The sequence below is a fragment of the Chitinophaga sp. 10T418 genome, from assembly GCF_056394125.1.
The window spans coordinates 553,933-579,056 of record NZ_JBFTHG010000006.1; the positions used below are offsets into that span (position 1 = coordinate 553,933).

Here is a 25,124-nt window from a genome sequence, read left to right on the forward strand (position 1 = left end):
TGCTCAAAGCATTTTTATCAGAGCATTACCACCTTACCGGTACGTACAGACTCATCACAGGCAAAAGCAATACGGAGACTGTTTACCGCATCCTGCACATGTTCCGTGAGGTCCACATCTTCCCGGATAGCCTGTAAAAAATATAATTGTTCCCGGTCGCATAAGCCCTGGTGACCAGGTTCTCCTTCCATCGTGATCCAGGTATCTTCTTTTATAAATTTCCCGTTTTCATCCAGCGCAGCATGATGGAAACGGAGCGACTCTGTTTTAGTATGTGCGTCTACGTTATCAGACTTACCGGCGCCGCCGGCATCTTTAGCAACAATAGATACGGATCCTTCCGGTCCGATCACATCTTTAACAAAGAAGGCGGTTTCGCTCATCATAGGCCCCCAGCCGGCTTCATACCAACCTACAGAACCATCTTCAAAACGGATCTGTAACTGTCCGTAGTTATAATTATCTGCCGGCACATCATCAGAAAGCCTGGCGCCGATAGCGTATACCTGTACTGGTTTTGAGCGGGTCATCTGGCACATCACATCAATATAGTGAACACCGCAATCTACAATAGGACTCAAACTCTGCAGCAGGTTACGGTGTACCATCCATTTGTTACCCGAACTTTGCTGATTGAGGTTCATGCGCATCACCAGTGGCTTACCCAGTTGCTGCGCCAGTTCCACAAACCGCTGCCAGGAAGGATGATGCCGGAGTATATAACCCACTACCAGTTTCTTACCGGCTTTGCGGGCGGCCGCTGCCACACGCTCTGCTCCTGCAACAGAGTCGGCCAGTGGTTTTTCTATAAATACATGACATCCCTGTTCCAATGCCGTAATCGCAAAGCTTTCATGTGTATCCGGATACGTGGAAATGCATACGGCATCCGGTTGGGTGGCTGCCAATGCTTCTTCATAATGACTATACAGGCTATAACCTCCACCCAGCTTATCATTCAGCACCTGCTTGCTGGCGCCGGTGGATACAATACCACAGATCTCAAATCCATCCAATGTGTGAAAGGCAGTTGCATGGGAAGCGCCCATATTACCACACCCCACTACTAATACGCGTAAAGGTTTCAATGATTCAGACATACAATGCACGTTTTATTTTTCTAACAGAATGGTAAGATACATTCAAGGAGATATATTTACAAACAAAAAGCTTCGTAGCGCACGAAAAGTGATGTTATAAAAAAAAGAGATGGGCTGAAAGTCATCAGCCCATCTCTTTTAAAATGTATTTAGATATTACTAGTAAGGAATCGTTGGGCCGTCATTATCCCATTCATCATTTACTGTTATGGAGAAGTTTGATAAGCCAAAAGGCAAATTCGGATCAAAGCTAACTATATTCCCGCTGATAATTGTTTTCCTGTTAGCATAGCAACGAACATGTTCTATCGTTTTACTAACCGTAATATTAGTATAAGTATTCGTAACATTTATATTAACAGAAAATTCGCGGGTAGTATTCAATACAAAACTACTAAATGTAGTGTCATTTGCGCGGTTAATGATCATGGAAGGTAATGTGGAAAGAAGGGTTTTCGGCTGCCCGGTGTTCAGGTCGTACTCGTCAAATTCCCCTCCCTGTACATCTACAGAAATATTATATAAAGGATAGGTGGCATCAGGTAAACGTACTTCCAGCTTGCCCACTATTCTATCCAGTGCAACATCCATTGTATAACCGCCTGCTCCTACATTAAAGGAATATTTCTTGGTAAATATATCCGCGTAAGGTTTGATTAATGTCGGATAATTTACAAACCGTCCATATAAAGTAAGTGTACTCAGGCTGTTAATTCCTTTAATATCCAGCGAATCAGTCGACGCCACTGCAATCAGTGTATAGGCGCCTGTGCTCAATGAATCCTTAAAAACGCCAAAAGAAGCGCTGTCCAAAGCATAGGATTGATTCAGGTAGGTGACGATTTGCTGTGTATTGTTATCAAATATCCGATAGTAGATATATTGTACTTTTTTGTTCAAATTTACTTCACGGGCATTTCCGGTTGCATTTGACTTTCTGGCGCCAGGAAGGGTTTCCACCTTCTGAAGAAAATCAGACACATTAAATCTCACCGACGCCTTTGCCCCTGATACAGGAGAGGTCGTTGGTGTACTTTCTTCTTTCTTACAGGAAAAAAGAAATAGGGATGCTGCTATAATTAGAATAGAAAACCTTTTCATCTTTTTTGTTTTTATTATAAAAGAGATACGGGATGCCATCATCCTTCTCTCCGGAATTTTGGTACATTGAAAATGTGCAATTAACACAAGAATTAAAATCCGATATTATTATCATTCGGAGACCAGTCATCATTCACCTTTATCTGGAAATCTTTTGTGTTGCTTTCAGGAGCACCCGGAATATTTAATCTTCCTGTGACGGTAGTTTTCTTGTTCTTATAACATTTTACGTGTTCTACTACACGTTGAATCTGATCTCCTGTAGTATTATTCTTTGCGGTGATAGTAACGGTAAGCTCCCCTGTAGTATTAATAACATTGTTGCTAAAAGTTACTGGTGATACCTTCGGCATATTTATATGAAAACCGCTGTTATCAAAAGGGTCCTTAACAAAGGTCAGGGTTTGCAGTGGAGTAGTTGGATTCTCTCCTTCCGCCACAACAGTAACCTGGTAGCCGGAATTAACGTTTGCGTCCAGTACGTCCACCTGTAAATTACCGACAATTCTGTTGAGCGCCAGATCCTGCGGTGGATAAGCTCCTTTCCCAAGGCTTAGTGTCAACTTCTTATAAAATACATCTTTAAACGGCGTTATACTATTAGATGTGCCAATAACAGAGTTAATCGCTGCCATATCTAATTGATTCGATGTAAAATTAACAGGTGAGTTCGATGCAATTAAAAAGAAAGTATAATCGCCTGAATAGAGCGTATCATTCAATCTGCCGAAATTAGCACTATCCGAAGCAAACTGTTGATGTACGGAACTTGCCTTGTAACCGTATGAATCAAATGCAAAATAATAAATGTCAGTTATTTTATTTCGCAATGCACTGTCACGTGCACTATTGGCGGTTGATTTCCTGCCCTGGGCAAGCGGCATCGACTCGGTTTGCTGGATAAAACCCGACAGATTTAAATTAACAGGAACCTTTTCCTTGTCTGACTTGGTAACTTGAGGCTCGTCGCCTTTTTTACAGGCGAAAAAGCACATGCTGATAGCTATCAGCAATAAGGATGTTTTTTTCATGAGCATAATAGTATTTAGAAATGGACAAATTTCACATGCAGGATGTGCCGTTGGCACATGATAGGTATAGCTATCGGGGCTGACTAAGATAAGCTGTTATATTACTGAAGATACTCTGTGCTACATACAATCAGGCAACAATCATCTTAAAAATCAGCAACCAAAAAAACCAGTTGCTTATCAGGAAATACAAACCATTTGGGTTACTCTTTTATTGGTATAGAACTTTTTGTTATAAAATAAATCTCGTGCAAAATAACATTTTTTTCTACACCAGTTATTTTTTATTCACTGTTGCTGCATAAAAAAACCTCTCTTTAAAATCTGTTAAAGAGAGGTTTTTTTGTATTCATTACAGTTGCTGTCGTTTCAATTCTTTCACCGCATAATCCGCGGCCCTGGCAGTAATTGCCATATAGGTCAGCGAAGGGTTCTGACACGCAGAAGAAGTCATACAGGCGCCATCAGTAACGAATACGTTCTTAACGCTATGCACCTGGTTCCATTCATTGAGGATAGAAGTACGGGGATCTTTCCCCATGCGGGCAGTCCCCATTTCATGTATGGCCATACCTGGATAAGAATCCCTGTTAAAAGGCTGCACATTTTTCAGTCCTGCCGCTTCCAGCATCGCCACTGCATCCTGGTCCATATCCTTCCGCATTTGCCGCTCATTATCTTTGAATTCACAATTAAGCTGTAATACCGGTTGCCCCCATGCGTCCTTCACACTATGATCCAGGGTGACCTTATTTTCTTCGTAGGGCAGGCATTCACCGAAGCCCATCAATCCCATTTGCCAGGGCCCTGGCTCCGACAGATAATCTTTGAATGCATCACCGATGCCCAGCTCAGCAATCCCCCTGGACCATCCGCTACGGCTGCTGTAACCGGTGTAGCCGAATCCCCGCAGATAGGAACGTTTGTCTTTACCCACGTTGCGGAACCGGGGAATATAAAATCCTGCCGGACGCTGCCCATAGTAATATTTATCTTTAAAATCTTCTGATATCCCACTTGCGCCGGCATGAAAATGATGATCCATGAGATAATGTCCCAGCACACCGTTATCGTTGCCTAATCCTTGCGGGAAACGATTAGACACAGAGTTCATCAGCACAAAGGTGCTGCCCAGTGTAGAAGCATTCAGAAAGATGATATTCGCATAGAACTCCTGCATTTCTTTGCTATGCTTATCTATCACCCGTACCCCGGCGGCTTTGCCTTTGCTTTCATCGTAGATAATGCTGTTTACAATGGCATCCGGATGCAGGGTAAGATTACCGGTTTTCACGGCAGCAGGCAGTGTAGACGATTGCGTACTGAAATAAGCGCCAAAAGGGCATCCGCGGGCGCAACGATCCCGATACTGACACTTCCCCCTGTCACCGATCGGCTGCGTAAGATTGGCCGTACGGAAAATAGTCATGCGCCGATCCGGGAAGGTGGACTCTATCCTGCTTTTCACCTGTTTCTCAAAACAATTCATTTCCATTGGTGGCTGAAAAACACCATCCGGCAAATGCGCCAGCCCTTCTGCCTGACCGCTGATGCCGGCAAAAGCTTCCACATGATCATACCAGGGCGCCAGGTCCTTATAACGGATAGGCCAGTCGATGCCTATGCCCTCTTTTATATTGGCTTCAAAATCCAGGTCACTGAGCCGGAGCGATCCGCGGCCCCACATGATAGAACGGCCCCCTACGATGTCTGGACGGGCCCAGTCGAAACGTTTCTTTTCCAGATACGGACTATCCGCATCCTTCAACCAATAACTTTCGTTAAACTCTGAATATGCCCTTTCCCGGATCAGGAAAGGATGTTCTTTCTGTTGAATGTTGGTGAGCGCTCCTCTATGCTGTACTTCCCAGGGAGCTTTCGTTGCAGTAGTGTAGTCTTTTATATGTTCCAGTTGTTTTCCGCGTTCCAGCAGCAATACTTTGAGTCCCTTTTCGCAGAGTTCCTTAGCAGCCCAGCCGCCGGAAATACCGGAGCCTACTACAATAGCATCATACGTATTTAACCCTTTCGCTTTAAGGTTTAAGTTAGCCATACATAGGAGAATATTGGTCAGGCAGGAAAATAATAAAATAATGAGAAAGGGAATTATATTTTGGTATGAGCGGAAACGTGTAATTTTTACACTAGCCTTACTTTTTTTTGATTCCAAAACCGGCATCTACCTCTTTCATCATAGCTTCATCCATCCTCAGTTCCAACAACACGCGTATATGATCATAAGTCTCCCGCGTTATCCATTGCGACATCGCCTGCCGGGTAGCTGGGTGATCCCCGAGATGTTCATAAAACGCAACAGCAGCAGCATTCCATAAATGCTTTGTTGTTTTTTGACTAAAGCACCATGCTGCAAAATCATAATTTTTCTTCAGTTGCGCGGTATCATTGTTTTTATGCGCTTCTACTGTGGAGGACAACACCACTGAAAACACCAGGTAGATATTCGTATCCCGGCTTTCAAATTCTTTTTTACAATCAGGCAGACATTCCATTGCTTTTTTGCGCCACGTGCTCATAGGTCGATATAATAGGATACTTCCCGTTACTAACTGATATCAGATAATGCTATAATTTTATTGCCTTCAAATTTAAAAACAGACACACCTGACAATTTGAGTTCAGCTCCTTTTTTTAGTCCATTGGGCAGATCAATCGCTAAGATGGCAAAGTAGTCGATTTCAATAGTGGTTTTATCCGCTTCATGTACGAACGATAAGATGGTTTGTTTTCTTTCAGAAAGCAGGCGCTTTGCCTGTTCCGCCTGTTGTTTAAAGGCCTCCACGCCCACCAGTGTCATGTCTGTCTTCCCGTTTGAAATATTTTCAAAACGGATGTTATCGTCAAAATCGGCCACCATCCTGTCGGAGTCAAAGCTGTTATAAGCGGCAATATAGTTGTTAATGATTTGTTCTCTCTGCTTCATCAGACGCGGTCATTTAGTATTAAATATTGGGTGGGTTACAGTAGCATATTACCCAAATTTAAGGCTAAATTTAATGTCTTGTAACAATACGCCGTGAACTTCTTTTCTCACGAGTCCTGTTTTATAACCGCACACCTGTAAAATGCAGCAACACTATTTATCTCCCATCAGCCATTTTAATGCATCCTGAAATGTCTTCACCGCAGTTTCCATATGTGAGTAATTCGGATCAACTGCTGTCTTCACATTGATGGCATCTGCTGTTTGCCAAAGCAGCTACTCCGTATAATTCAAATCTTTTGAAAAAGTTTCTTCCATTTTCCAAAGCGCTAATAAAGCAGGTATAATAGTGGCGAGCGCAATAATGCCTGCCGCCTGGGTTACACTGGTATGATCTTTTAACAACAGGAATAATGGCGTAAAAATATTGACGCTGCCTCGTACAAAATTAGGCACGGTGGTGGCTACCGTTGCCCGCAGGTTAGTACCAAACTGTTCTGCAGCAATGGTTACAAACAATGCCCAGTAACCAATGGCAAATCCCAGCAATAAACATAACCCGTAAAAAATGAAAATACTTTGTGAGGCTTGTACCAGGTAGATGGCTACCGTAACAATGGTGAGGATAATAAAAACAAATACCGATTTCCGCCTGCTCCGCAGGTACTGACTTAAAAGCCCGCTGCTGATGTCTCCCAGCGAAAGTCCGATGTAACAAAACATCACTGCTTTACCGGCGTACACGGTAGTGGTAAGACCAATAGCTTTTCCAAATTCGGGAGAAAAAGTAACCAGTATACCTATCACAAACCAGATAGGTAATCCTATCAGGATGCAGCGCAGGTATTTATAAAACATGGCAGTAGTTGTGAACAATGCAAAGAAATTTCCGCGGGAGGTCGTCTCTTTCTTTACCGCTTTAAACATACCCGACTCAAATACATTAAATCGTAGTACGAGTAATGCCAGGCCCAGACCTCCACCAATAAAATAAGCAATTTTCCAGTCAAACATATCGGCCACCATGTAAGCCAGCACAGCTCCCAACACACCTACCGCCGATACAATGGTAGTGCCATATCCCCGTATTTCCTTTGGCAGGATCTCGGCTACCAGCGTGATGCCGGCGCCCAGTTCTCCTGCAAGTCCTACCCCTGCAATAAAACGCAGGAGCGCATATTGATCTACGGTAGTCACAAACCCATTGGCAATATTTGCCAGGGAGTATAATAAAATAGAGCCAAACAAAACGGATAACCGCCCTTTCTTGTCGCCATAGATGCCCCACAGGATGCCGCCCAGCAGCATACCGGCCATTTGCATATTGATCAGGTAAATACCTTTCTTCAGCAACTCACGCTCACCTACATGTAGTGCCTGCAAACTGGGAATGCGCACAATACTGAATAACAACAGGTCGTATATATCTACAAAATAGCCCAATGCCGCTACCATTACAGGGATAGAAAATAATTGCCTTACTTTTATGTTTGCTTTGTCCATTCTTTTAATAACTAAAGACGTTAAATCAGACCGGGCTAATCCCTGTTGGATCTATTTTATTTAAAATAAAAATCCGGAGCGCCCGACTATTTCTTTACCGATTTTTTTACCAGGCGGAAAATGGGAATCATTATCTTTAGATCCCGTAAAAATATCCGCATGAAAAAAATCGTATTCCTGCCCGCCCTGTTTATTTCGCTGGCCGCTTTTTCTCAAACAAAGTCACCTATGGTGAAAATGGTTAATCCCACTACCGTACACGTACCCAAGGGATATTCCCAGGCCGCCGTTATTGACCTGGGCAATTGCAAAATGCTTATCCTCTCCGGCCAGGTAGCCCTGGACAAAGAAGGCAACCTTGTAGGAAAAGACGATGCCGGTAAACAGGCAGAACAGGTATTCCAGAACATTAAAAGCATTATTGAAGATGCCGGCGGAACCATGGACAACCTGGTGAAGCTGGGCTATTTTACAACGGATGTAACCCAGATTCAGGCCATCCGCAATGCCCGGGATAAATTTATCAATACCCAAACGCCTCCTGCCAGCACGCTGGTGCAGGTGAATAAGCTGTTCAGAAGTGATATACTGATTGAAATTGAAGCCACTGCCATACTCCCCAAGAAATAGTGACTTTCGGGAGTAACTCCCAAACCCTATTCCGTTCATCTATTCTCTTTTTCCGTATTGCGTAAATGATTTTCCCGATTGGCATAACTAAAGATGCGGTCTGTGATCAACCTTTGTAGTCTAACTGATCACACAACCAAATCACACTTTAAATGTTTCATCGGCTTTTACTTTTAATGACCTGTCTGTTTACCACTACCTGCCTGTATGCGCAAAGTGCTAAAGACAACAACGGTACAATTAAAGGCACTATTACCACCAGTGACGGCAAACCAGCCCCACTCGTTACCATCAGAATTAAAAATGCCAGATGGGGCGACATCAGCAACGAGCAAGGCGTATACAGCATCAAAAATGTAAAACCAGGCACCTGGACCTTGCTGGTCAGCGACCTGGTATCTATTGCGGAAGAAAAGCAGATCAACGTTACCGCGGGGCAAACCATGCAGGTTGATTTCATACTGAAAGAAAACGCAGCACAGCTCCATGAAGTAACTGTGTCATCCAATAATATTAAGAAAGAAAATAAATCGGTGGCCAAAATGCCACTGGAAAAACTCGAAAACCCGCAGGTATATACTACGGTATCATCCGAGCTTTTAAAGCAACAGGTCATCTCCAACTATGACGATGCCTTACGCAATGTACCCGGCATTACCAGAACCTGGGAATCTACCGGCAGAGCGGGCGATGGCGCCTCCTATTTTGCACTGCGTGGATTTGATGCACAGCCTTCCCTGTATAACGGCCTGCCAGGTATTACCAGCGGCAATCCGGATCCGGCAGATGTAGAAGAAACAGAAGTCATCAAAGGCCCGTCTGGTACACTTTTCGGCGGTAGCTTTCAAAGTTATGGTGGCATGATTAACACCATTACCAAAAAGCCCTACTATACTTTTGGAGGAGAAGTCACCTACAACACTGGTAGCTTTGACTTAAACAGAATCACCATTGACATCAATACCCCGTTAAGCAAAAAGAAAAAAATCGCACTCCGCTTAAATGGCGCTGTTCATAGCGAAAACACCTTCCAGGATGCAGGTTTCAAGAAATCGTTTTTCATTGCACCCTCCTTTTCCTATGAAGTAAACAGCCGCCTGTCCTTTAGCGTAATGGCAGAAATCATGCAGGAAAAAAGGGCTGCACCGCCTATCTTCTTCCAATCCAACAGGGACGCCTTACTGGATTTCAAAACCGTGCAGGCGCTGAATCTCAACAACAAGTTATCCTTTACCAACAACGATCTCACGATCCGTAACCCGCGTTTTAACCTACAGGCGCAAATGCTGTATAAGCTCTCTTCCCAATGGAAATCACAGACAGTGGTGTCTACCGGAAGAATTAAATCCGATGGAATTTATACCTATATATGGGACGATGTGCCCGGCGACAAATGGTTCCAGCAGTATTTCCATTACGAAAATCAAAAGACGAACTCTCTCGACATACAACAAAACTTCAACGGTGATTTCAAAATTGGTAATATGAGAAACCGCCTGCTGGTGGGACTCGATTATTACCATCGTCATGTTGTTGAAAACAGCACCGGATGGGCCTCCGCAAGAAACGTTACACCCCGGGGAGAAATAGGTTATTTTAATCCGGAAACCGGCGAGCCCGCCCCGCCGATAGATTTAACCATGGCTGCTATCAAACAGTTGCTGGCGCCGCTGGACAGCACCAAAACCAACATCTCCAATAGTTCCTACAGCGCCTACTTTTCCAACGTACTCAATATCACACCAGCTTTAATTGCCATGGTGAGCTTACGCGCCGACTACTTCGATTCAAAAGGAGATAAAAATAACCCTGATGACGATTACAGCCAGTTTGCTGTATCGCCAAAGTTTGGTATCGTATATCAGCCCATCCTGAACAAAGTATCCCTGTTTGCCAACTATATGAATGCATTCATCAATGTGGCGCCACAAACAGTATCCGATGCTGATGGTAATAACAGCCGGGTAAAATCCTTCAAACCAGAACATGCTGATCAATTCGAATACGGTGTTAAAACCACCCTGCTTGATGGCAGACTAACCGGTACAGTATCTGTATATGATATCAAAGTATCAGACAGGGTAATGCCCGATGCGCAGAATCAGCACGATGTTACACAAGGCGGAAAGGTAGGCAGCAAAGGGATTGAGTTTGAAGTAAGCGCTCATCCGTTAAACGGTCTGAATATTATTGCAGGCTATAGCCATAATGAAACCAAAATCATTTCCGGCGCTAAAGATGACTTTTATGGCGAACCAGGTAGAAGTCCGGGTGGACAAGGCCCCCAGGACCTCGCTAACCTTTGGGCCACCTATAAATTCAGTAACGGCATCCTGAAAAACTTCGGACTCGGCTTCGGAGGTAATTATGGCGGCGTGTATAAAGTAATTGATAACAGCAAAACTGGCGTATTCCTATTGCCTTCCTATACGCTGTTAAATGGTACGGTATTTTACAATGCCAGGAAATTCCGGATTTCACTTGCAGTGAACAATATCACCAACGAAGTTTATTACACGGGTTACTGGTCTATTAACCCGCAGAAACCAAGGAATTTTGCCGCTGCTTTTGCGTATAAGTTCTAAAAAATATTTTCACAAAAAAAACGCCTTCCTGCTGATTAACAGGAAGGCGTTTTTATTAAAAATTTATCTGGATGCTACTCTTTATTTTTCGTTTCCACCGATGCGCGCCGCATCGTATATCCCGTTACACTAATTTACCCAGCACTTCTTTATTGAATCCCTGCCATTCATGCATCCTGTTCTCCTTCAATTTCTGCACCCAGTAAGGATCTGTTAAGATAGACCGGCCTACCGCTACCAGGTCAAATTCATCATTATCCATTCGGCGAATCAGCTCATCAATGGAGGCGGGCGATGAATTTTCACCAACATACAACGAGGTAACATCTTTATCTAAACCAACGGAACCCACGGTGATGGTAGCTTTTCCTGTCAGTTTTTTGGCCCAGCCAGCCAGGTTCAGATCAGATCCCCGAAATTCCGGCTCCCAGAACCTACGGGTAGAGCAATGAAAAATATCTATGCCGGCATCAGCCAGCGGCGTTAGCCACGCTTCCACTTCCTGCGGTGTCGGGGCCAGCTTTTCATGGAAGTTTTTGAAGCTCCATTGCGATACGCGCATGATCAGCGCGAAATCTTCCCCTACCTGCCTCCTTATTTCTTTGGTCACTTCTACTCCAAACCTGGTACGTTCGGCCAGTGTTTTACCACCGAAAAGATCGGTCCTGGTATTGGTATCTTCCCGAAAAAACTGGTCAATAAGATAGCCATGCGCGCCCTGCACTTCTATACTATTAAAGCCCATCTGTTTTGCATTTGCTGCAGCACGACCAAAAGCTGCGATGGTATCAGCGATGTCTGCATCCGTCATAGCACGACCGTTACCAACACCAGATGGTCCTTCAAATGGCACCTGCGGTACCCAACCATTCGGCGCAGGATCCTGTATGCCTGCATGCCAGAGCTGTGGCGCCATTTGGCCTCCTGCGGCGAGGACGCCATCTATCACCTCTTGCCAGCCCTCCAGCGAAGGCGCACTATAAAATTGGGGTACATCCGGCTCCTTTGAAGAAGATGGCCGGTCAATGACCGTTCCCTCTGAAATGATTAAGCCCACTTCTCCTTCCGCTCTTCTGCGGTAATAGCTGGCCACATCAGCGCCAGGCACTCCTCCGGGAGAAAAAGACCTGGTCATGGCGGACATCACAAAACGATTCCTTGTGTTCAGGGATTTCAGGCGGAATGGCCTGAATAAGCTGTCTGTATTCATACTTGCTTTGTTGGTTAGTTATACTCCTCGCGGGAAATAATTTCAACCTCATAACGATCGAAACTCCCGGAGGGGGACAAACCACCTTACAAAGCCCTACTCACGGTAAAAACGCTGCAGGTTGCCATCTTTCGTAAAACTAATAAAATAGCGTTCCCTGCTACCATCAAGGGATTGGGGATACCAGTTGAAGGTCTTATTATCAAATATGGCGTATACATGTGTAAGAGGCTTGGTGCCGGTCACACTATCAGCTTTTAGCTGGTAATTCCGGTACACCGTTGCTACACTGCCAAAACTAATATCATCCAGTTTAAGCAGTCGTTTTTGTATATCATCGTGTACAGAGAGCTGCACGGGTTCCGGCGCCTTCCAGTTTCCATTCACAAACTCGTATTCATCAATATATGCCGGGTTTTGCGGATGCTGCACTTTGGTACCTATCCTGCCGTCATCATAAAAATGAATGCCTTCATATAAATAAATATCCTTTCCTGCGAAAGCCGGTAAGTGACGAAGCGCCCGTTCTGCGGCCGTCAGCCTGGCTGCATTCGCCAGGAAACCATTACTGCTGCTGTGTTCCGTGGACGAAGTCACTGTACTGCTGGTATGTACAGTGGAAGAAGTAACGGTAGTACTGCTGCTCTCTTCCACCATCCTGTTAGCCGCAGGCGTTCCTGCATGCTGACGGGTGCTATCTGTATTAGTACCATTGAAGGTATCATGAATAGAATCCCGGAATGACTGGCAGGACATACACCCTGTCACTAATACGATGGATATTATCTTTTGTAACTGCATGATCATATTTCTTTTAAGCTTCCACATCGCTCGCAAAGGCTATTTGCTCCGGTTTTTCTTTCAGATAAAAAATGGGGATAGTCGCTTGTTTGGCGATGTCCAGCTCCAGGAGTGGAATTATTTTCTTTAACGAAGCAGTATGACTGATGCCGGTGGCATCCTGGTAGCGTAGCTCAAACCGTAGCTGGGGTTGCTCGTTAATATAAGTGCCCGTTTGCGAAGCAGATACAATCTGCGCATCGGTACGTATGCCGTAATATTTAAAGCGTAGCAAGGCAGCCGGTGAACCTCCGATGAATTTAAATAATTTCATCAGGCCAAAGCGGGTCAACAGTAGGATTAAAGGAATCAGGAGGAGCGGGTGATAAAACCTGAGAAAACGCCAGCCCATGCCACTGTTTTCCAGGATATAAGCATAGCGGTAATACCCGATAACTGCCGCCACTACTACTAACCAAACGATGCCCAGCAATAGTATCCCGCCTGTTTTTATGCTTACCTGCACACCATCAGGGGTGATGGGTGGAATGGCCTTAAGCGTAGGATCAATACGTAGCTGGACTGTTTTCCCTGTCTCATAACGGCGAAGAGCAGGCTGACTATCATTTACGACTAACTTTTCTGTAATAGTTGTGCCCACGAAGTTCTGCAGCGTACATATAATTTCTTTCGTGACAAGATTATTTCCGGCGGATATCAGTTCCTGGCTATGTGTAATCCTGGCTTCTTTCCTGGCGCCATCTGTTAAAAGATGCCTGATGTTCTTTTGCATGATAAAGGGCATCAATACCCATTTTCTGAACCAGCCCTGCAATAATATGATCCATAATATAACAGATATAACCAGGTAGATCAACGCCAGCCAGGGATTGGTATCCACTTCCACGATCCCATACACCGTCATGTAATAAATAAAGAGGGGGAATGGGATCGCGAAGAAGAGGATATATATGATCCAGAAGTACTTCCAAAAACCTTTCATTCAACTAATTTAGTTATTAAATTTAATCGAAAGGCTTTTAACAATTGCTGTTCCGGATCGCTTTAACAGGAAGATAATGTGATTTAGTTTTGAAGGAACTCATTGATCAGGATGAGCAAAGCATCCGGCATTGTACTATTCTTATTGGGTGAATCTATTTCCCCCATGTACGCGCCGTGTCCGCCGGGAAAAATGACTAATTGTGCATGTGGCAGCGTACGTGACAGCAGCAGTGCATGATCTGGCAGCACTCCGTTGATCGACTCATTCACCACCAGTGCAGGCGCCTGGATCGCTTTAATATCCGCATCGCTGATATCTGTAAATCCTTTCATCCTGGCCACATCGCGGTCAAACATACGCTGCAGACCTTTGGGGTCAGGATTTGCTTCCTGGTAAGCCGCTTTCAGTGACTTGGGCATCACATCCAGGGTAGCTTGTGAAAAACCATCAAAGAAGCCGGGAGGCATGCCATCCCGTTTGTAAAGCGCAGAAGCCAGGATCAGCTTATTCACGATTTCCGGGTGGCGGATCGCTATTTGCAGCGAAGTAGTGCCACCATTGCTGAAACCCATAATATCCGCTTTTGCGATATGGAGTTCTTTAAGCAATGCAGCCACGTCATCCGCATCCTGTTCAAAGCTCAATGGGCGGTCTATATCTGCTGTATGTCCATGCGCCTGCATCTCTACAGCAATCACCCGGTGTGTTTTTGCCAGCTCCGGTAAAATACGGCCAAAGCTGGATTGAATGGTAGATCCGCCTCCATGGATCAATACCAATGGCTGTCCACTGCCATGGATTTCATAATACATTTTTAAGCCGTTCACGGAGGCATATTTACCCGTTTGCTGCTGCGCATGTATTTGTAAAAATGCGGAGATGAGTAGCAATAAGATGAAGGCTGATTTGCGTTTCATATAGTACGTTGTTTAGATGAAACAAACTTACGCGAGAATATCTAACGGCGAGGGTTGTAAAAACGGCAAATTGCGGGGCAATTACGTCACACTTCCCATTCCGGGTTTATGTTGCCACTAAAGAAACGTATATACATGACCGTTTGTTCTACGGTGTTACGCCCTGCTCCTCTTTCCGGCTCAAGGAAAGCACCCGGTACATCACCACGCCGCTGATAAGGATCAGGAACATATAACTGAACGACAGGTTCCTGCCATCCTTTGCTGGCAGAAAATATATTAGGCTATAACTGAGAACAGACACGATTACATAGGATAAACCACCTGTCAGACCACCGGCAATACCGGCGTTCTTTGGGAATCGCTGCAAACAAAAAGTGAAATAATTATTGTATGTAAACCCGGCGCCTACATGCACCAGGAAAGCAAACACCAATATCGTCCATAGTCCGCCAAACAGGGAGAAGGTTAGCAGCAATGCCACCGCCGATAACAGCTGCAATCCAACATTGATGCTCATTTTACGGGGAAAGGGTTTGTTGATCATTGCTTTGCCGATAAAACCGCCTACCATCCAGGCAAATCCCAGCAGCAACGAGCAATACCCGGTAACAACCGGCGACAGATTAAAAAAGTGCTCAATGATAAACGGACCTGACATGTTGTATACCATCACCATAGAATATCCCAGGCCCAACAGAGATACGCCCAGCGTAAAGCTGCTGGTGCGAAGCATACCCGCATAAATAGACAGGATTTTTCCCGGATGGAACGGTGTGGTATGTTTGATGGTTTCTCCGCTAAAAATAAATTCCAGCAGGAATAAGATAGCCCCAAAAGCACCCAGGAAATAAAAGTTGGAACTCCACCCGAAATTCACTTCCAGGTACCCGCCAATGAAAGGTGCCACAATAGGTCCGGTGGACCATATGATCGTAAAAATGCTGAGATAATGTTTTAGCTTCTCTCCCGAATACAGGTCCACAAAAAATGCGCGCTTACTTACCACCATAGCAGCAATGGTAATACCATGCAATATCCGCATGGCGTAAATCACATAAATACTATGTGTATTGGCAATGGTGACGCAGGAAGCACAAAAGATGAGCATAGATACCAGCGCAATCTTATATCTGCCGTAGCTGTCGAGCAAACTGCCGATAAAAAGCTGTGATACGCCATAACTGATCAGGAACAGGCTCAGGGTAAGCTGGGCCTGACTATTCGTGATGCCCAGCGAGCCGGCCATTCCCGGCAGGGACGGAATATAGATGTCTGTAGCGAAACCCGACATGGGGATCATCGCAAATGCGAGAAGGGTGGCAATCCTGATATTTCCGTCCTTTATCGGCTTGGTTTTAACAGTGCTGGTAGTCATTTTACAGTTGCTGGTGATTCGTTCACGGCAAAATTAGGACTTAATAACTTAAGCACCATACGCCACCGGCTTTTTTATTACCTTTAAATAAATAAGTAAAAGATGGAAAATCAAGGGCTGCTTTTTATTCCTGATATAAGTGGCTTCACCCGTTTTGTGAATGAAATTGAGATCGGGCATAGCCGGCATATTATCCAGCAATTGCTGGAAGTGCTGATCAATGCCAATGAAACAGGCCTGGAAATCTCTGAAATAGAAGGAGATGCTATCCTGTTTTATAAATTCGGTGCGCCACTGGAACTACCGGCATTGTACCGGCAGGTGGAAAAGATGTTCTGTGAATTTCACCGGCACCTGAGTACCTACGACCACCGCAAAATCTGTCAATGCCGGGCCTGTATCTCCGCCATTGACCTTAGCCTGAAAGTAATCACCCATTACGGAGAGTTCACTACCTACCAGGTAAAGAATTTTAGTAAGTTAATTGGGAAAGATGTGATCCTGGCACATCAATTACTCAAAAACGATATTGAACAACATGAATACTGGCTGGTAACAGATCACCTGTTAAACGGCCCACCACCCGACCTGGCGCAATGGATGAAATGGGATGCCAGTACCAAACAAACAGAAACAGGCAACATCCCCTTTCACTATACCCAACTGAGTGAACTCAAAAACAGCATCATCCCCGAGCCGGACCCTGCGCCTGCTCTGGCAGACAAAAAGAAAATGTTATCGGTGTCCAGAGATTATGACGCAGATATCAAAACACTGGTGTATACCGTAGTACATTTTGAATTCCGTCATCAATGGCAGGAAGATGTAAAGGCAGTAGACGAAGTAGAACATTTTTTGCCGGGTATTGGCAGTCGTCACCGGCACGTAATGCAAAACGGGCAGGCAATACTGATGTTTACCAGCAGCTTCACCTATAACCCCGAAGAAAAGGTACTGTTCAGTGAAACAGCCGAAAAAAAGAATTACGTTACCTGTTACACCATCGAAAAAACCGATGCAAACAAAACCAGGCTGACCATAGATTTTTATTTACCTAAAAATCCGGTCCGGCAAATTCTCTTTCAGCTACAGGAAAAACGCGAGATGGAAGCCCGGTGGCGGCGGTCTCTGAACAACCTGGAGCCGGTAGTGAAACAGATGGTGGTGCCCCTGGAATTCTGACCGCAAAAATAAATTTCAATAGCATGGGTGATAATCGCTGCGTTTGGGTATAGACTATTGACTAATTTTATCATCAAATGCAAACAATACCTGACAACACCCTGGTTGACCAACTGAGAAATGAAGACGCGGGCGCGTTTGAGCGGCTATATCGGCTATACTATCCTTCCATATTTACCTATGTTACCCAACATAACGGCACCACAGCAGACGCTGAAGATATTTTCCAGGAAGCCATGATCGTTCTCCTGCAAAAGGTCCGGCAGACGGACTTTATCCTGTCGTCCTCATTAAAAACCTACTTATTCGCCATCGCCAGGAACCTATGGCTGAAAAAACTCCGGGATAATAAGCTCCTACCCGTTGATAACCTGGAACCCTACCTGCCAGACAGCGAAGTAGCTACGTTCGAATTACAGCGCCCACCCGACAGAGAAGAAAAGGTGATGGCATGGCTGGCAAAGATCACCGCAAATTGCCAACGCATCTTAAAAGCCATTTTCTTTTACAAAGAACCTATGAGCAGTTTGATGAAAAAAATGGGCTGGAAAAATAAACATACCGCCGCCAACCAGCAATACAAATGCATACAACAGGTAAAAAATAAAGCACAAATAAATGGGTGATAAATAAAAGCATGGGGTATTAATAGTTGAAATCATTTAAAACTACGCCCAATGAACAAAAACACCATGATCATGCTATGTATTGCTGCTGTTGCCTTATTAGCCACCTGCATCTATCACTTTTTCGGATAATCTAAAACTGACCACATGAAAGCATCCCTCAATATCTGGGGTATCAAAGAAGTGGACGGTGATGGTATCAGCTGCCCGGTCATTCCTGCCAATATCCCCTGGTATAAAAAAACAGTACTCCTGTTCTTTCGTTTTGGAGTATGTCCATTATGCATTACCATGAGTCTGACGTACAGCATAACCACCTTTCTCCGAAAAATTTTTGTGAAGCATAGAAAAGAAATCAACGGATAATAAACTCCGGCATGTACCATCAAAAGCAAAGCCTGCAAATAGTTTGCAGGCTTTGCTGATTTATACGGTCATTGCTGTTATTGCTTCACCAACCGAATCGTTTCATCACCATACTTCACAAAATACATTCCGCCTTCTAATGCAGAAACGTCCACATGCGAGGGGGTAGACGATACCACTATCTTTTTTACCAGTCGCCCTTCCAGGCTATAAATATACGCTGATGGCTGATCGTTTTGCTTCTTTACAAACAGGTAAAAGCTGTTATGTACCGGATTAGGATACAGCTGCATATTTGTACCAGCCGGTGTTGTATACGCCGCTGTTTGAGGAGATACCATTGCATTTTGGGCACCCAGGGGATTCACCACCTGTTCCAGCAGCCAACGCTGATTAGTACCGCCGTTGCTGCCACTGGCAGGATACAGAATAATACCAGTACCGCTGATGGTGCTGCTGGCAGAATCATCCAGCACATAATGATTGGACAGGTTGCTCTGGATCAGGTAGGCGCCGCCGGTAACAGCTACCAGGTTCCATTGCTGGTTAAGTCCATTTTGCACGGTGTATTGTATCGGGTGCGTGCCGGCTGTCTGGCTGCTTCCCGGCAGATCAATGGCTTTCCCGCTACGGCGATTGATGATCACCTTCGCGCCATTCTGCGTGCTGAGATACCATTGCAGATGGTAGCCACTACCATTGCTATATTGCGCGATAGTTGCCAGGTCTGCTTTGCTGCTATCTTTCACACCGAGATACAGATTACTATATGCATTTTTTATTTTGTACCAGGTAGTATCAGTGCTGCCACTAACTGTAAAAGTGCTCGTAACTGCTGAAGATACATTATTAAAAATATCCCGGATAGTGACGCGGGCAGTATAGGTACCAGCGGCAAGCGTACCGGTGATAACCGCGCTGCGCTTCTGTGGCACCGTGTCCTGCTGAATACTCAGTACAGTGCCGGCACCATTCAGTATCTCTGCCTTAGCCGATAACTGCGGCCCCGTAGTATTGCTGTTGGTCCAGTTGATGGTGGTAGTACCGCTGCTGTACGTAGCGCTCACCGTTGATATAACACCGGCAGTGATCACAGGTGCCGTTCCCTGGTTGGTTTGTGCTGGCAATGACAACGTACGTCCGGTGCCGAAAGCGGCATCTGGTGTAGTACTTCCGCCATGCACCATAAAATAGGCATCTTCCGTAGCATCATAACCTGCATTAAAAGCCCGGTCGTATATCCCGTTGCGTCCCTGATCACCGGCGTTGGCACTGAAAGTACGACTCGTATGTTTTTGCCATACTCCCGCCGTGTTCAGGTTCCAGCAATCTTTAAAAAATGCTTTACGTACAAAGGCCCCATTCCAGTTAACGTTATCATCCCAGTTTTCCAGGAAGGCATCGTTGCCGGAGCCTAAATAGTTGACAGGTGCAGGAATCGATAAGGTGGCGGTATGAAACCATTGGTTATTACTCAGGTTGTTGATGAAAGTAGCGATATATAACTGTCCGCCCGACTTCCATGACCGGATCACCATATTGTACCAGGTGTTAAGCGTCCAGTTGTAGGGGTTAATGGATTGATACCCATCTCCTTCCCCACCGAAACGACCGGTATAGGTGTTACTGGCTTTATATTGCACCGCGGAGTAAATGCCGCCGGCAGTGTTGGGATCCCAGAGCGATGAAATAAGGGTATGTGAGCTTCCTTTGCTGCTGTCAGGCGTTTGTTGCAATCCTGCATAGCCGTTCGTAAAACTATGCATTTCAAAATACTCCGTAAAAGCAGATTGCACAATTTTAATCTTATGCATTTTCAATACCGCATCAGCGGGAAAAGAGAATGTCAGGTGTTGCGAGGGCGCGGCACCCTGCGCATATGTTTCAGCGGGATGCAGTGTCGTTAATAGGAATGACACACCTAAAATKGCGTATCGCCATGATTGTAACAGTTTTTTCATTGTTCGACAGATTTTGGTAGTAGGAAATTACATTGAATATAATGATTATATTTTATAAAAAATGCAAATCCCCTTACAAAAAATCATCATTCATTTCCCTTTACCTTATCTCCTTTGATAGGTGAATAATCGGTTTTAGGAACCCCGTTGACGGTCAGGTTATCAAAAAAACATTTTATGCCGGTAGCCTGATTAAAGTCTTCTGTATTCTGCAAATGAAAATGTAAATGAGGTTCGGAAGAGTTCCCTGAATTGCCGCACAGGCCCAGTAATTGTCCCTGTTTCACCACATCTCCCTGTTTTACTTTTATAGTATTTTGTTTGAAGTGTGCGAAGAAAACGTATTCCTGGTTTTTAGTTTTTATTAAGATAGAATTTCCCGGAACGTAGACAGGATTCAGCACACCCGGGATATTGTCTTTGACGCCGTCTACCGCCAATACTACCTCCCCGTCGCAGGGAGCAATGATGGGCTGACCAAATGCGTAATAATCTTCGTTGGTTTTGCCATTGGTTTTAAAGCTCTTTCCTTCTTTGTTATTTATCACAATATCAAAGGCATTCTTTTGGAACTTCACCACCACGTGGTAGTTTAACTCTTTGGTATCACCACCCCAGAACACCGTCCATTCTCCTTTAAAAGGCAGGTGCATAGGCGTGATGTTCCGCAGGGTATCCGGCTCTTCATAAGGCTTCGCATACAATCCTGTAATCGCTTTATTATTGTCTGCCGCTATCTGCAGTAGTATAACGCCTTTTTCAAACGTGGTTTTATATACGGCAAACGGGGCATGGTACTCCAGGAACGTACGTTTCGTGATACGTCCATACCTGTTGTTCAGCTGGGTTAGAAATGCGTTGGTTTTATCCGCTGGCAGACTGACTTTGGTTTGTTCAGAAAAGGTAGCAAAGATACTGTCGTACTGATGTGCGTTAAAATATTGCTCAAATTTTGCGGCGGCGTACCGGTTTTCCGCAGGTTCCTGGGAGAAAGCAGCACCAAAGACGAATAACAGTAAAATGGAGAAAACAGCTATTAGCTTCATGGTAAAGGTTTCGGTGATTAGTTGCTCAATTTACCAATAAACTTACAGGACATCCCATTTTTCCGGATCAGGTTGAAAAGTTGGGGAATATCTTTTTTCAATATCCTCTAAATGCCCATACACTCCCGTTTGTCATTCTCAAATCCCTACTACATTAGCTTTGAATATTATACAATACGCCATACACTGGCTTTAAATAATCTTCAATCTGCCCCGAAATCTGGTTCCCGGGATTATGTTATATTTATAGTAATCAAAATAATCTCTCATGGCAAAACAAATGTCTATCATTTCTTTTACGGGAAAACTCGGCAATCTCATAGGCTATAAGCGCAATGGCAACTACTTCCTGCGCTCCATGCCCGAAAGCGTGCAGCAAACGGCTGCTACCCGCCGCGCATCCCGTCGCTTCGGCATCGCCAGCAGGAAAGGCGCTTTTATCCGTCATGCTTTCTATCCCCACCTGGATATTCACTGTGACGGCGGCCACATCAATCGGCTCAACAAGCTACTCATTGCTGCCGGCGATCATCACGCCGCCATCACAGGCTTCCGCTTCCATCAGCATACCGGGGTAGATCGTTTCTTTCCGGTGGCTCCCAGGCTGTTCAGTAACGGAATATTAAATATTCCCGCACAAACCATCGTCTGCCCTAAAGGCATTGCTGCGCTGGAAGTAAAAGTGATCGCCACGCGTATTGATTTTAGATCACGTCAGGTGGTGGGTAGCGAAACGGCTACACTCATGATAGCCCCCGATGCCACTTTCCAGGAAACCAATGTTTCACTGGATGTACCCGGAGAGGGTTCGCTGGTAGTCGTTTTCCAGGTAAGAGCGATGTACAAAGACGGCCTATCGCACTGCAGGCAATATATGGCCGCCGATATCATTGCGGTGACAGCGCCACAGGTACCCAAATATGCTCATAAACGCACGTATCCAAAGCGCACAATATTACCTCTCAAACTCAGCTGGCCGCACGCATATCCAGCTGTCATTCAACTGGAATAAAGCGATCCTTGCCTCCCGGAGATATTTTGATGAATACCCCCCTTATACCTGCTTCCTTTCAATGGTCTATCTCTTTCCTCAGCTACAGCCCGACACTGAAGCAGCCCTGCTATGGCCAGTGCTGACCTCCACCCATTTACTGATACCATTTCATCCCGGTTATACACCCCAACGTCTCCCCCGCATCAAGTCCACCTCTCCTGCAGGGCTTCTGTAGGTCCTTAGCGGGTGCTAAGCATAGCCTCGGCGGAGCCTACATCATCACAATACACTTTTGCAGCTAATCAACCTGATCCACTTTTCGGGCGAAGGAGGCACCAAAAAGCCCCGCACTACACTGTGGGCGGGGCTTCATTGCTATTATTTAAAGGATGAATTATTTATGATTGGCCGCTTCCAGGATCAGCGCCACTACTTCTTCAGGATGAGAAGCCAGCGAGGCATGGCTGGCGTCGAGATGAATAATCTTCCTGGCCTTGATATGCTCCGCCATTTCCTGTTCTGTTTCAGGTGGGATCATCAGGTCTTTATCCGATACCTGGTACCAGCTGGGTTTGGTTTTCCAGGCTGGAGTACCCGTTGCATCACCGAAGCATCGGCCATGTATGGGCTTCTGGGATAACGACATGACCAGGGCTTCCTCTTCCCGCAGATCCGCACAAAAGGAGGCATGGAATTCATCATACTTCAACCATAAAAACCCTTTGCTATCGGGATAGATGCTGGCGCCTCCCGCCGGCTGCGCCCTGCGGCCGAAAATGGCTCCAAGGCTATCCCCTTCGTCCGGCGCAAAGGCCGCAATATACACCAGGCCCACTACTTTATCATGATTTCCCGCACCAGTAATGACTGCACCACCATAAGAGTGTCCTACCAACAGCACCTTCCCTTCCTGCGCATCAATTAAATCCCTGGTTTTATTGATGTCATCTTCTAAGGAGGTCAGGGGATTCTGTACACTTCTGACCTTATACCCTTCCTTATGCAGGGAAGGAATAATATGCCTCCAATGTGAACCATCTCCCCAAGCCCCATGGACAAGGATGATTGTTACCTCTTTGTTTGCCATGATGAAAGTTTTATTGGTTTGAAAAATCTGCCTGAAACAGGATGAGTAATGCAATGGTTAGCTTAAAGCTACGGCAGTAACTTCTATTACAAATGGAAGGGATGTAAAGTTTATATTAAATCAAACAATGAGTCCGCTAACAACAATGCGGCCACCGGTGAAGGTTGGCCGCATCGTGTTTTGCTTTTAACTTTATTTCATATCTATCACACAAATCTCATACAACGATGGAGGCGCACTGGCTTTGGTGACCCGGAAGCGCAGCTTGCTGGCATGATAGCTGCGTGGCAGCCTCACCACTTTACAATCGCCCATGGGTTTCGACTCCATGTAAATCGTTTGCCACTCTCCATTATTGAATATATCTATCGCATATTCCTGGATGCGGGGAAGCCTGATTTGTGAAAAGCCATCCGGCAGCTCCTTCGTGTCTTTGTACTCGAAAATGCTGACCTTATTGAAAGCATCTGAGGGGTTCAGATCCATTTCCACACTGGCAATGGTATCTGTAGCTGCCCAACGGCTATCCAGGTTACCATCATTGACAGCGCTACCACTATACTGATTGTTTTTATCCGGATATACACTGGAAGCTGCTGCAGGCTTTAATGCTGAAATAAACCGGCCATTCTTAGGTAATGGTTTACCGACGGACAATCCCAGTCTCTTACCCAAATCAATTGCCCTGAGCGCCGTATATTCCCTGATGCGGCCCGTTTGATCAGGAGGGACATTCATCACGAGGCAATTATCATTATCGGTGCTCCAGTAAAATAACTCTTCCAGTTCGTCCAGCTCGCGTACAGGCAGCTGTGGGGATTTTTCAAACCAGTTCAGTCGGTCGCTGATGCAGATGGTATGTTCAAAGGGAAGATAATAGGACTGGCCTTTATGCAGATATTGTTTTTTATCAAATCTTGTAATCATTTTCGGATCCCATAAACGGAAATCAGAAGGGAAATACTGGAAGTAATATTTATTGTCAGCAGTCATTTCCCCCGGCACGGTGGGCTGCCGTTTTCCCTCTTCATTTACAATAGTGTGATTGACACTCACAGCGCAGGCAGGATTAAATTTCTTTACCAACTGATACACCTGGTCAACACCCCATTCGTCTGGCTTCCGGTCCCAGCCCCCATCCAGCCATAGTTCACAGATGCTGCCATAATTGGTAAACAGCTCCGTCAACTGGTTGAGCATATAGTTCACATACTTTTGTTTGTCCTGATCCTTATAAGACGGTTCATGACGATCCCAGAGAGAATAATAGATCGCAAACTGAAGTCCGTATTTTTTACAGGCATCCGATACCGCTTTTACCACATCTGTTTTAACCGGCGAAGCGCCTACATCATAGGTGGTATATTTGCTATCCCATAGGCAGAAGCCATCATGATGTTTGGTGATCAGCAATACATAACGAAATCCGGCATCTCTCGCTGTGCGCACCCATTGGTCCGGATCAAGGTGAGTAGGATGATATTTCTCCACCGGAATAGTACCATCTGACCACTCCACATCCGCAAAGGTATTGATCCCGAAATGGATGAACATCCCGTAGCCGCGTTTGATCATATCCCGCTGAGCAGCGTTGGGCTTTTGAGCTGGTTGCTGCAATTGGGCCTGGCAGTAATTAAGCATCCCGACAAGCGCGCTTAATAATAATATGCTCTTCATCAT

Annotated in this window: 22 protein-coding genes; 6 read left to right on the forward strand and 16 right to left on the reverse strand. The window is 45.2% G+C overall.

Annotated elements, in window-relative coordinates; all coding sequences use genetic code 11:
• Positions 1-17: 17 nt before the first annotated feature.
• From AC1DCV_RS20400 to AC1DCV_RS20430, 7 genes are all read right to left on the reverse strand, one after another.
• Entirely contained in the window at positions 18-1,100 is a 1,083-nt protein-coding gene (locus AC1DCV_RS20400) for a Gfo/Idh/MocA family protein (RefSeq protein ID WP_477024891.1), read from the reverse strand.
• Positions 1,101-1,259: 159 nt separating this feature from the next.
• Positions 1,260-2,201, reverse strand: coding sequence for a hypothetical protein (locus tag AC1DCV_RS20405; RefSeq protein WP_477024892.1), 942 nt, complete (start codon positions 2,199-2,201; stop codon positions 1,260-1,262).
• A gap of 92 nt (positions 2,202-2,293) precedes the next feature.
• Entirely contained in the window at positions 2,294-3,232 is a 939-nt protein-coding gene (locus AC1DCV_RS20410) for a hypothetical protein (RefSeq protein WP_477024893.1), read from the reverse strand.
• Positions 3,233-3,584: 352 nt separating this feature from the next.
• A complete protein-coding gene (locus tag AC1DCV_RS20415; protein WP_477024894.1) occupies positions 3,585-5,285 on the reverse strand; it encodes a GMC oxidoreductase in 1,701 nt (566 codons plus the stop codon).
• Between the two features lie 97 nt (positions 5,286-5,382).
• Entirely contained in the window at positions 5,383-5,766 is a 384-nt protein-coding gene (locus AC1DCV_RS20420; RefSeq protein ID WP_477024895.1) for a DUF7674 family protein, read from the reverse strand.
• Positions 5,767-5,795: 29 nt separating this feature from the next.
• On the reverse strand, positions 5,796-6,173 hold the full coding sequence (locus AC1DCV_RS20425; RefSeq protein ID WP_477024896.1) for a nuclear transport factor 2 family protein: 378 nt from the start codon (positions 6,171-6,173) through the stop codon (positions 5,796-5,798).
• Between the two features lie 276 nt (positions 6,174-6,449).
• Complete coding sequence (locus tag AC1DCV_RS20430; protein ID WP_477024897.1) at positions 6,450-7,676, reverse strand: MFS transporter; 1,227 nt, start codon at positions 7,674-7,676, stop codon at positions 6,450-6,452.
• Positions 7,677-7,835: 159 nt separating this feature from the next.
• On the opposite strand from AC1DCV_RS20430, the gene AC1DCV_RS20435 reads away from it, so the two are divergent.
• Both AC1DCV_RS20435 and AC1DCV_RS20440 read left to right on the forward strand, forming a co-directional pair.
• The gene (locus AC1DCV_RS20435; RefSeq protein WP_477024898.1) at positions 7,836-8,306 is read left to right on the forward strand and encodes a RidA family protein; all 471 of its coding nucleotides are present in this window, start codon (positions 7,836-7,838) and stop codon (positions 8,304-8,306) included.
• A 152-nt stretch (positions 8,307-8,458) separates the two neighbouring features.
• Positions 8,459-10,891 (forward strand): TonB-dependent siderophore receptor, encoded by a 2,433-nt coding sequence (locus tag AC1DCV_RS20440; protein WP_477024899.1) that lies wholly within the window; start codon positions 8,459-8,461, stop codon positions 10,889-10,891.
• A 124-nt stretch (positions 10,892-11,015) separates the two neighbouring features.
• Here AC1DCV_RS20440 and AC1DCV_RS20445 read toward each other — a convergent pair whose 3' ends face one another.
• The 5 genes from AC1DCV_RS20445 to AC1DCV_RS20465 form a co-directional block, all read right to left on the reverse strand.
• Positions 11,016-12,101: an NADH:flavin oxidoreductase gene (locus tag AC1DCV_RS20445; protein WP_477024900.1), complete on the reverse strand. Its 1,086-nt coding sequence runs from the start codon at positions 12,099-12,101 to the stop codon at positions 11,016-11,018.
• Positions 12,102-12,197: 96 nt separating this feature from the next.
• Positions 12,198-12,902 (reverse strand): hypothetical protein, encoded by a 705-nt coding sequence (locus tag AC1DCV_RS20450; RefSeq protein ID WP_477024901.1) that lies wholly within the window; start codon positions 12,900-12,902, stop codon positions 12,198-12,200.
• 13 nt (positions 12,903-12,915) lie between these two features.
• Positions 12,916-13,884, reverse strand: a complete 969-nt coding sequence (locus AC1DCV_RS20455) for a hypothetical protein (RefSeq protein WP_477024902.1) — start codon at positions 13,882-13,884, stop codon at positions 12,916-12,918.
• Between the two features lie 83 nt (positions 13,885-13,967).
• Positions 13,968-14,804, reverse strand: coding sequence for an alpha/beta fold hydrolase (locus tag AC1DCV_RS20460; protein WP_477024903.1), 837 nt, complete (start codon positions 14,802-14,804; stop codon positions 13,968-13,970).
• Positions 14,805-14,952: 148 nt separating this feature from the next.
• The gene (locus tag AC1DCV_RS20465) at positions 14,953-16,182 is read right to left on the reverse strand and encodes an MFS transporter (protein ID WP_477024904.1); all 1,230 of its coding nucleotides are present in this window, start codon (positions 16,180-16,182) and stop codon (positions 14,953-14,955) included.
• Positions 16,183-16,284: 102 nt separating this feature from the next.
• Between AC1DCV_RS20465 and AC1DCV_RS20470 the strand changes: the two genes are divergently transcribed.
• The 3 genes from AC1DCV_RS20470 (at position 16,285) to AC1DCV_RS20480 (ending at position 18,356) form a co-directional block, all read left to right on the forward strand.
• Positions 16,285-17,364 (forward strand): DUF2652 domain-containing protein, encoded by a 1,080-nt coding sequence (locus AC1DCV_RS20470; RefSeq protein WP_477024905.1) that lies wholly within the window; start codon positions 16,285-16,287, stop codon positions 17,362-17,364.
• 77 nt (positions 17,365-17,441) lie between these two features.
• Positions 17,442-17,990 carry an RNA polymerase sigma factor gene (locus tag AC1DCV_RS20475; protein ID WP_477024906.1) on the forward strand — a complete coding sequence of 183 codons (549 nt, stop codon included), beginning with the start codon at positions 17,442-17,444 and terminating at the stop codon, positions 17,988-17,990.
• A 147-nt stretch (positions 17,991-18,137) separates the two neighbouring features.
• Positions 18,138-18,356, forward strand: coding sequence for a hypothetical protein (locus AC1DCV_RS20480; protein ID WP_477024907.1), 219 nt, complete (start codon positions 18,138-18,140; stop codon positions 18,354-18,356).
• Positions 18,357-18,433: 77 nt separating this feature from the next.
• On the opposite strand, the gene AC1DCV_RS20485 is transcribed toward AC1DCV_RS20480, so the two are convergent.
• Entirely contained in the window at positions 18,434-20,317 is a 1,884-nt protein-coding gene (locus tag AC1DCV_RS20485; protein WP_477024908.1) for a DUF3472 domain-containing protein, read from the reverse strand.
• 86 nt (positions 20,318-20,403) lie between these two features.
• Positions 20,404-21,363 (reverse strand): peptidoglycan DD-metalloendopeptidase family protein, encoded by a 960-nt coding sequence (locus AC1DCV_RS20490; protein ID WP_477024909.1) that lies wholly within the window; start codon positions 21,361-21,363, stop codon positions 20,404-20,406.
• 268 nt (positions 21,364-21,631) lie between these two features.
• On the opposite strand from AC1DCV_RS20490, the gene AC1DCV_RS20495 reads away from it, so the two are divergent.
• On the forward strand, positions 21,632-22,375 hold the full coding sequence (locus AC1DCV_RS20495) for a hypothetical protein (RefSeq protein ID WP_477024910.1): 744 nt from the start codon (positions 21,632-21,634) through the stop codon (positions 22,373-22,375).
• Between the two features lie 376 nt (positions 22,376-22,751).
• Here the strand turns inward: AC1DCV_RS20495 and AC1DCV_RS20500 are convergent, their stop codons facing one another.
• Both AC1DCV_RS20500 and AC1DCV_RS20505 read right to left on the reverse strand, forming a co-directional pair.
• Complete coding sequence (locus AC1DCV_RS20500) at positions 22,752-23,444, reverse strand: alpha/beta hydrolase (protein ID WP_477024911.1); 693 nt, start codon at positions 23,442-23,444, stop codon at positions 22,752-22,754.
• 192 nt (positions 23,445-23,636) lie between these two features.
• Entirely contained in the window at positions 23,637-25,124 is a 1,488-nt protein-coding gene (locus tag AC1DCV_RS20505; RefSeq protein ID WP_477024912.1) for an alpha-L-fucosidase, read from the reverse strand.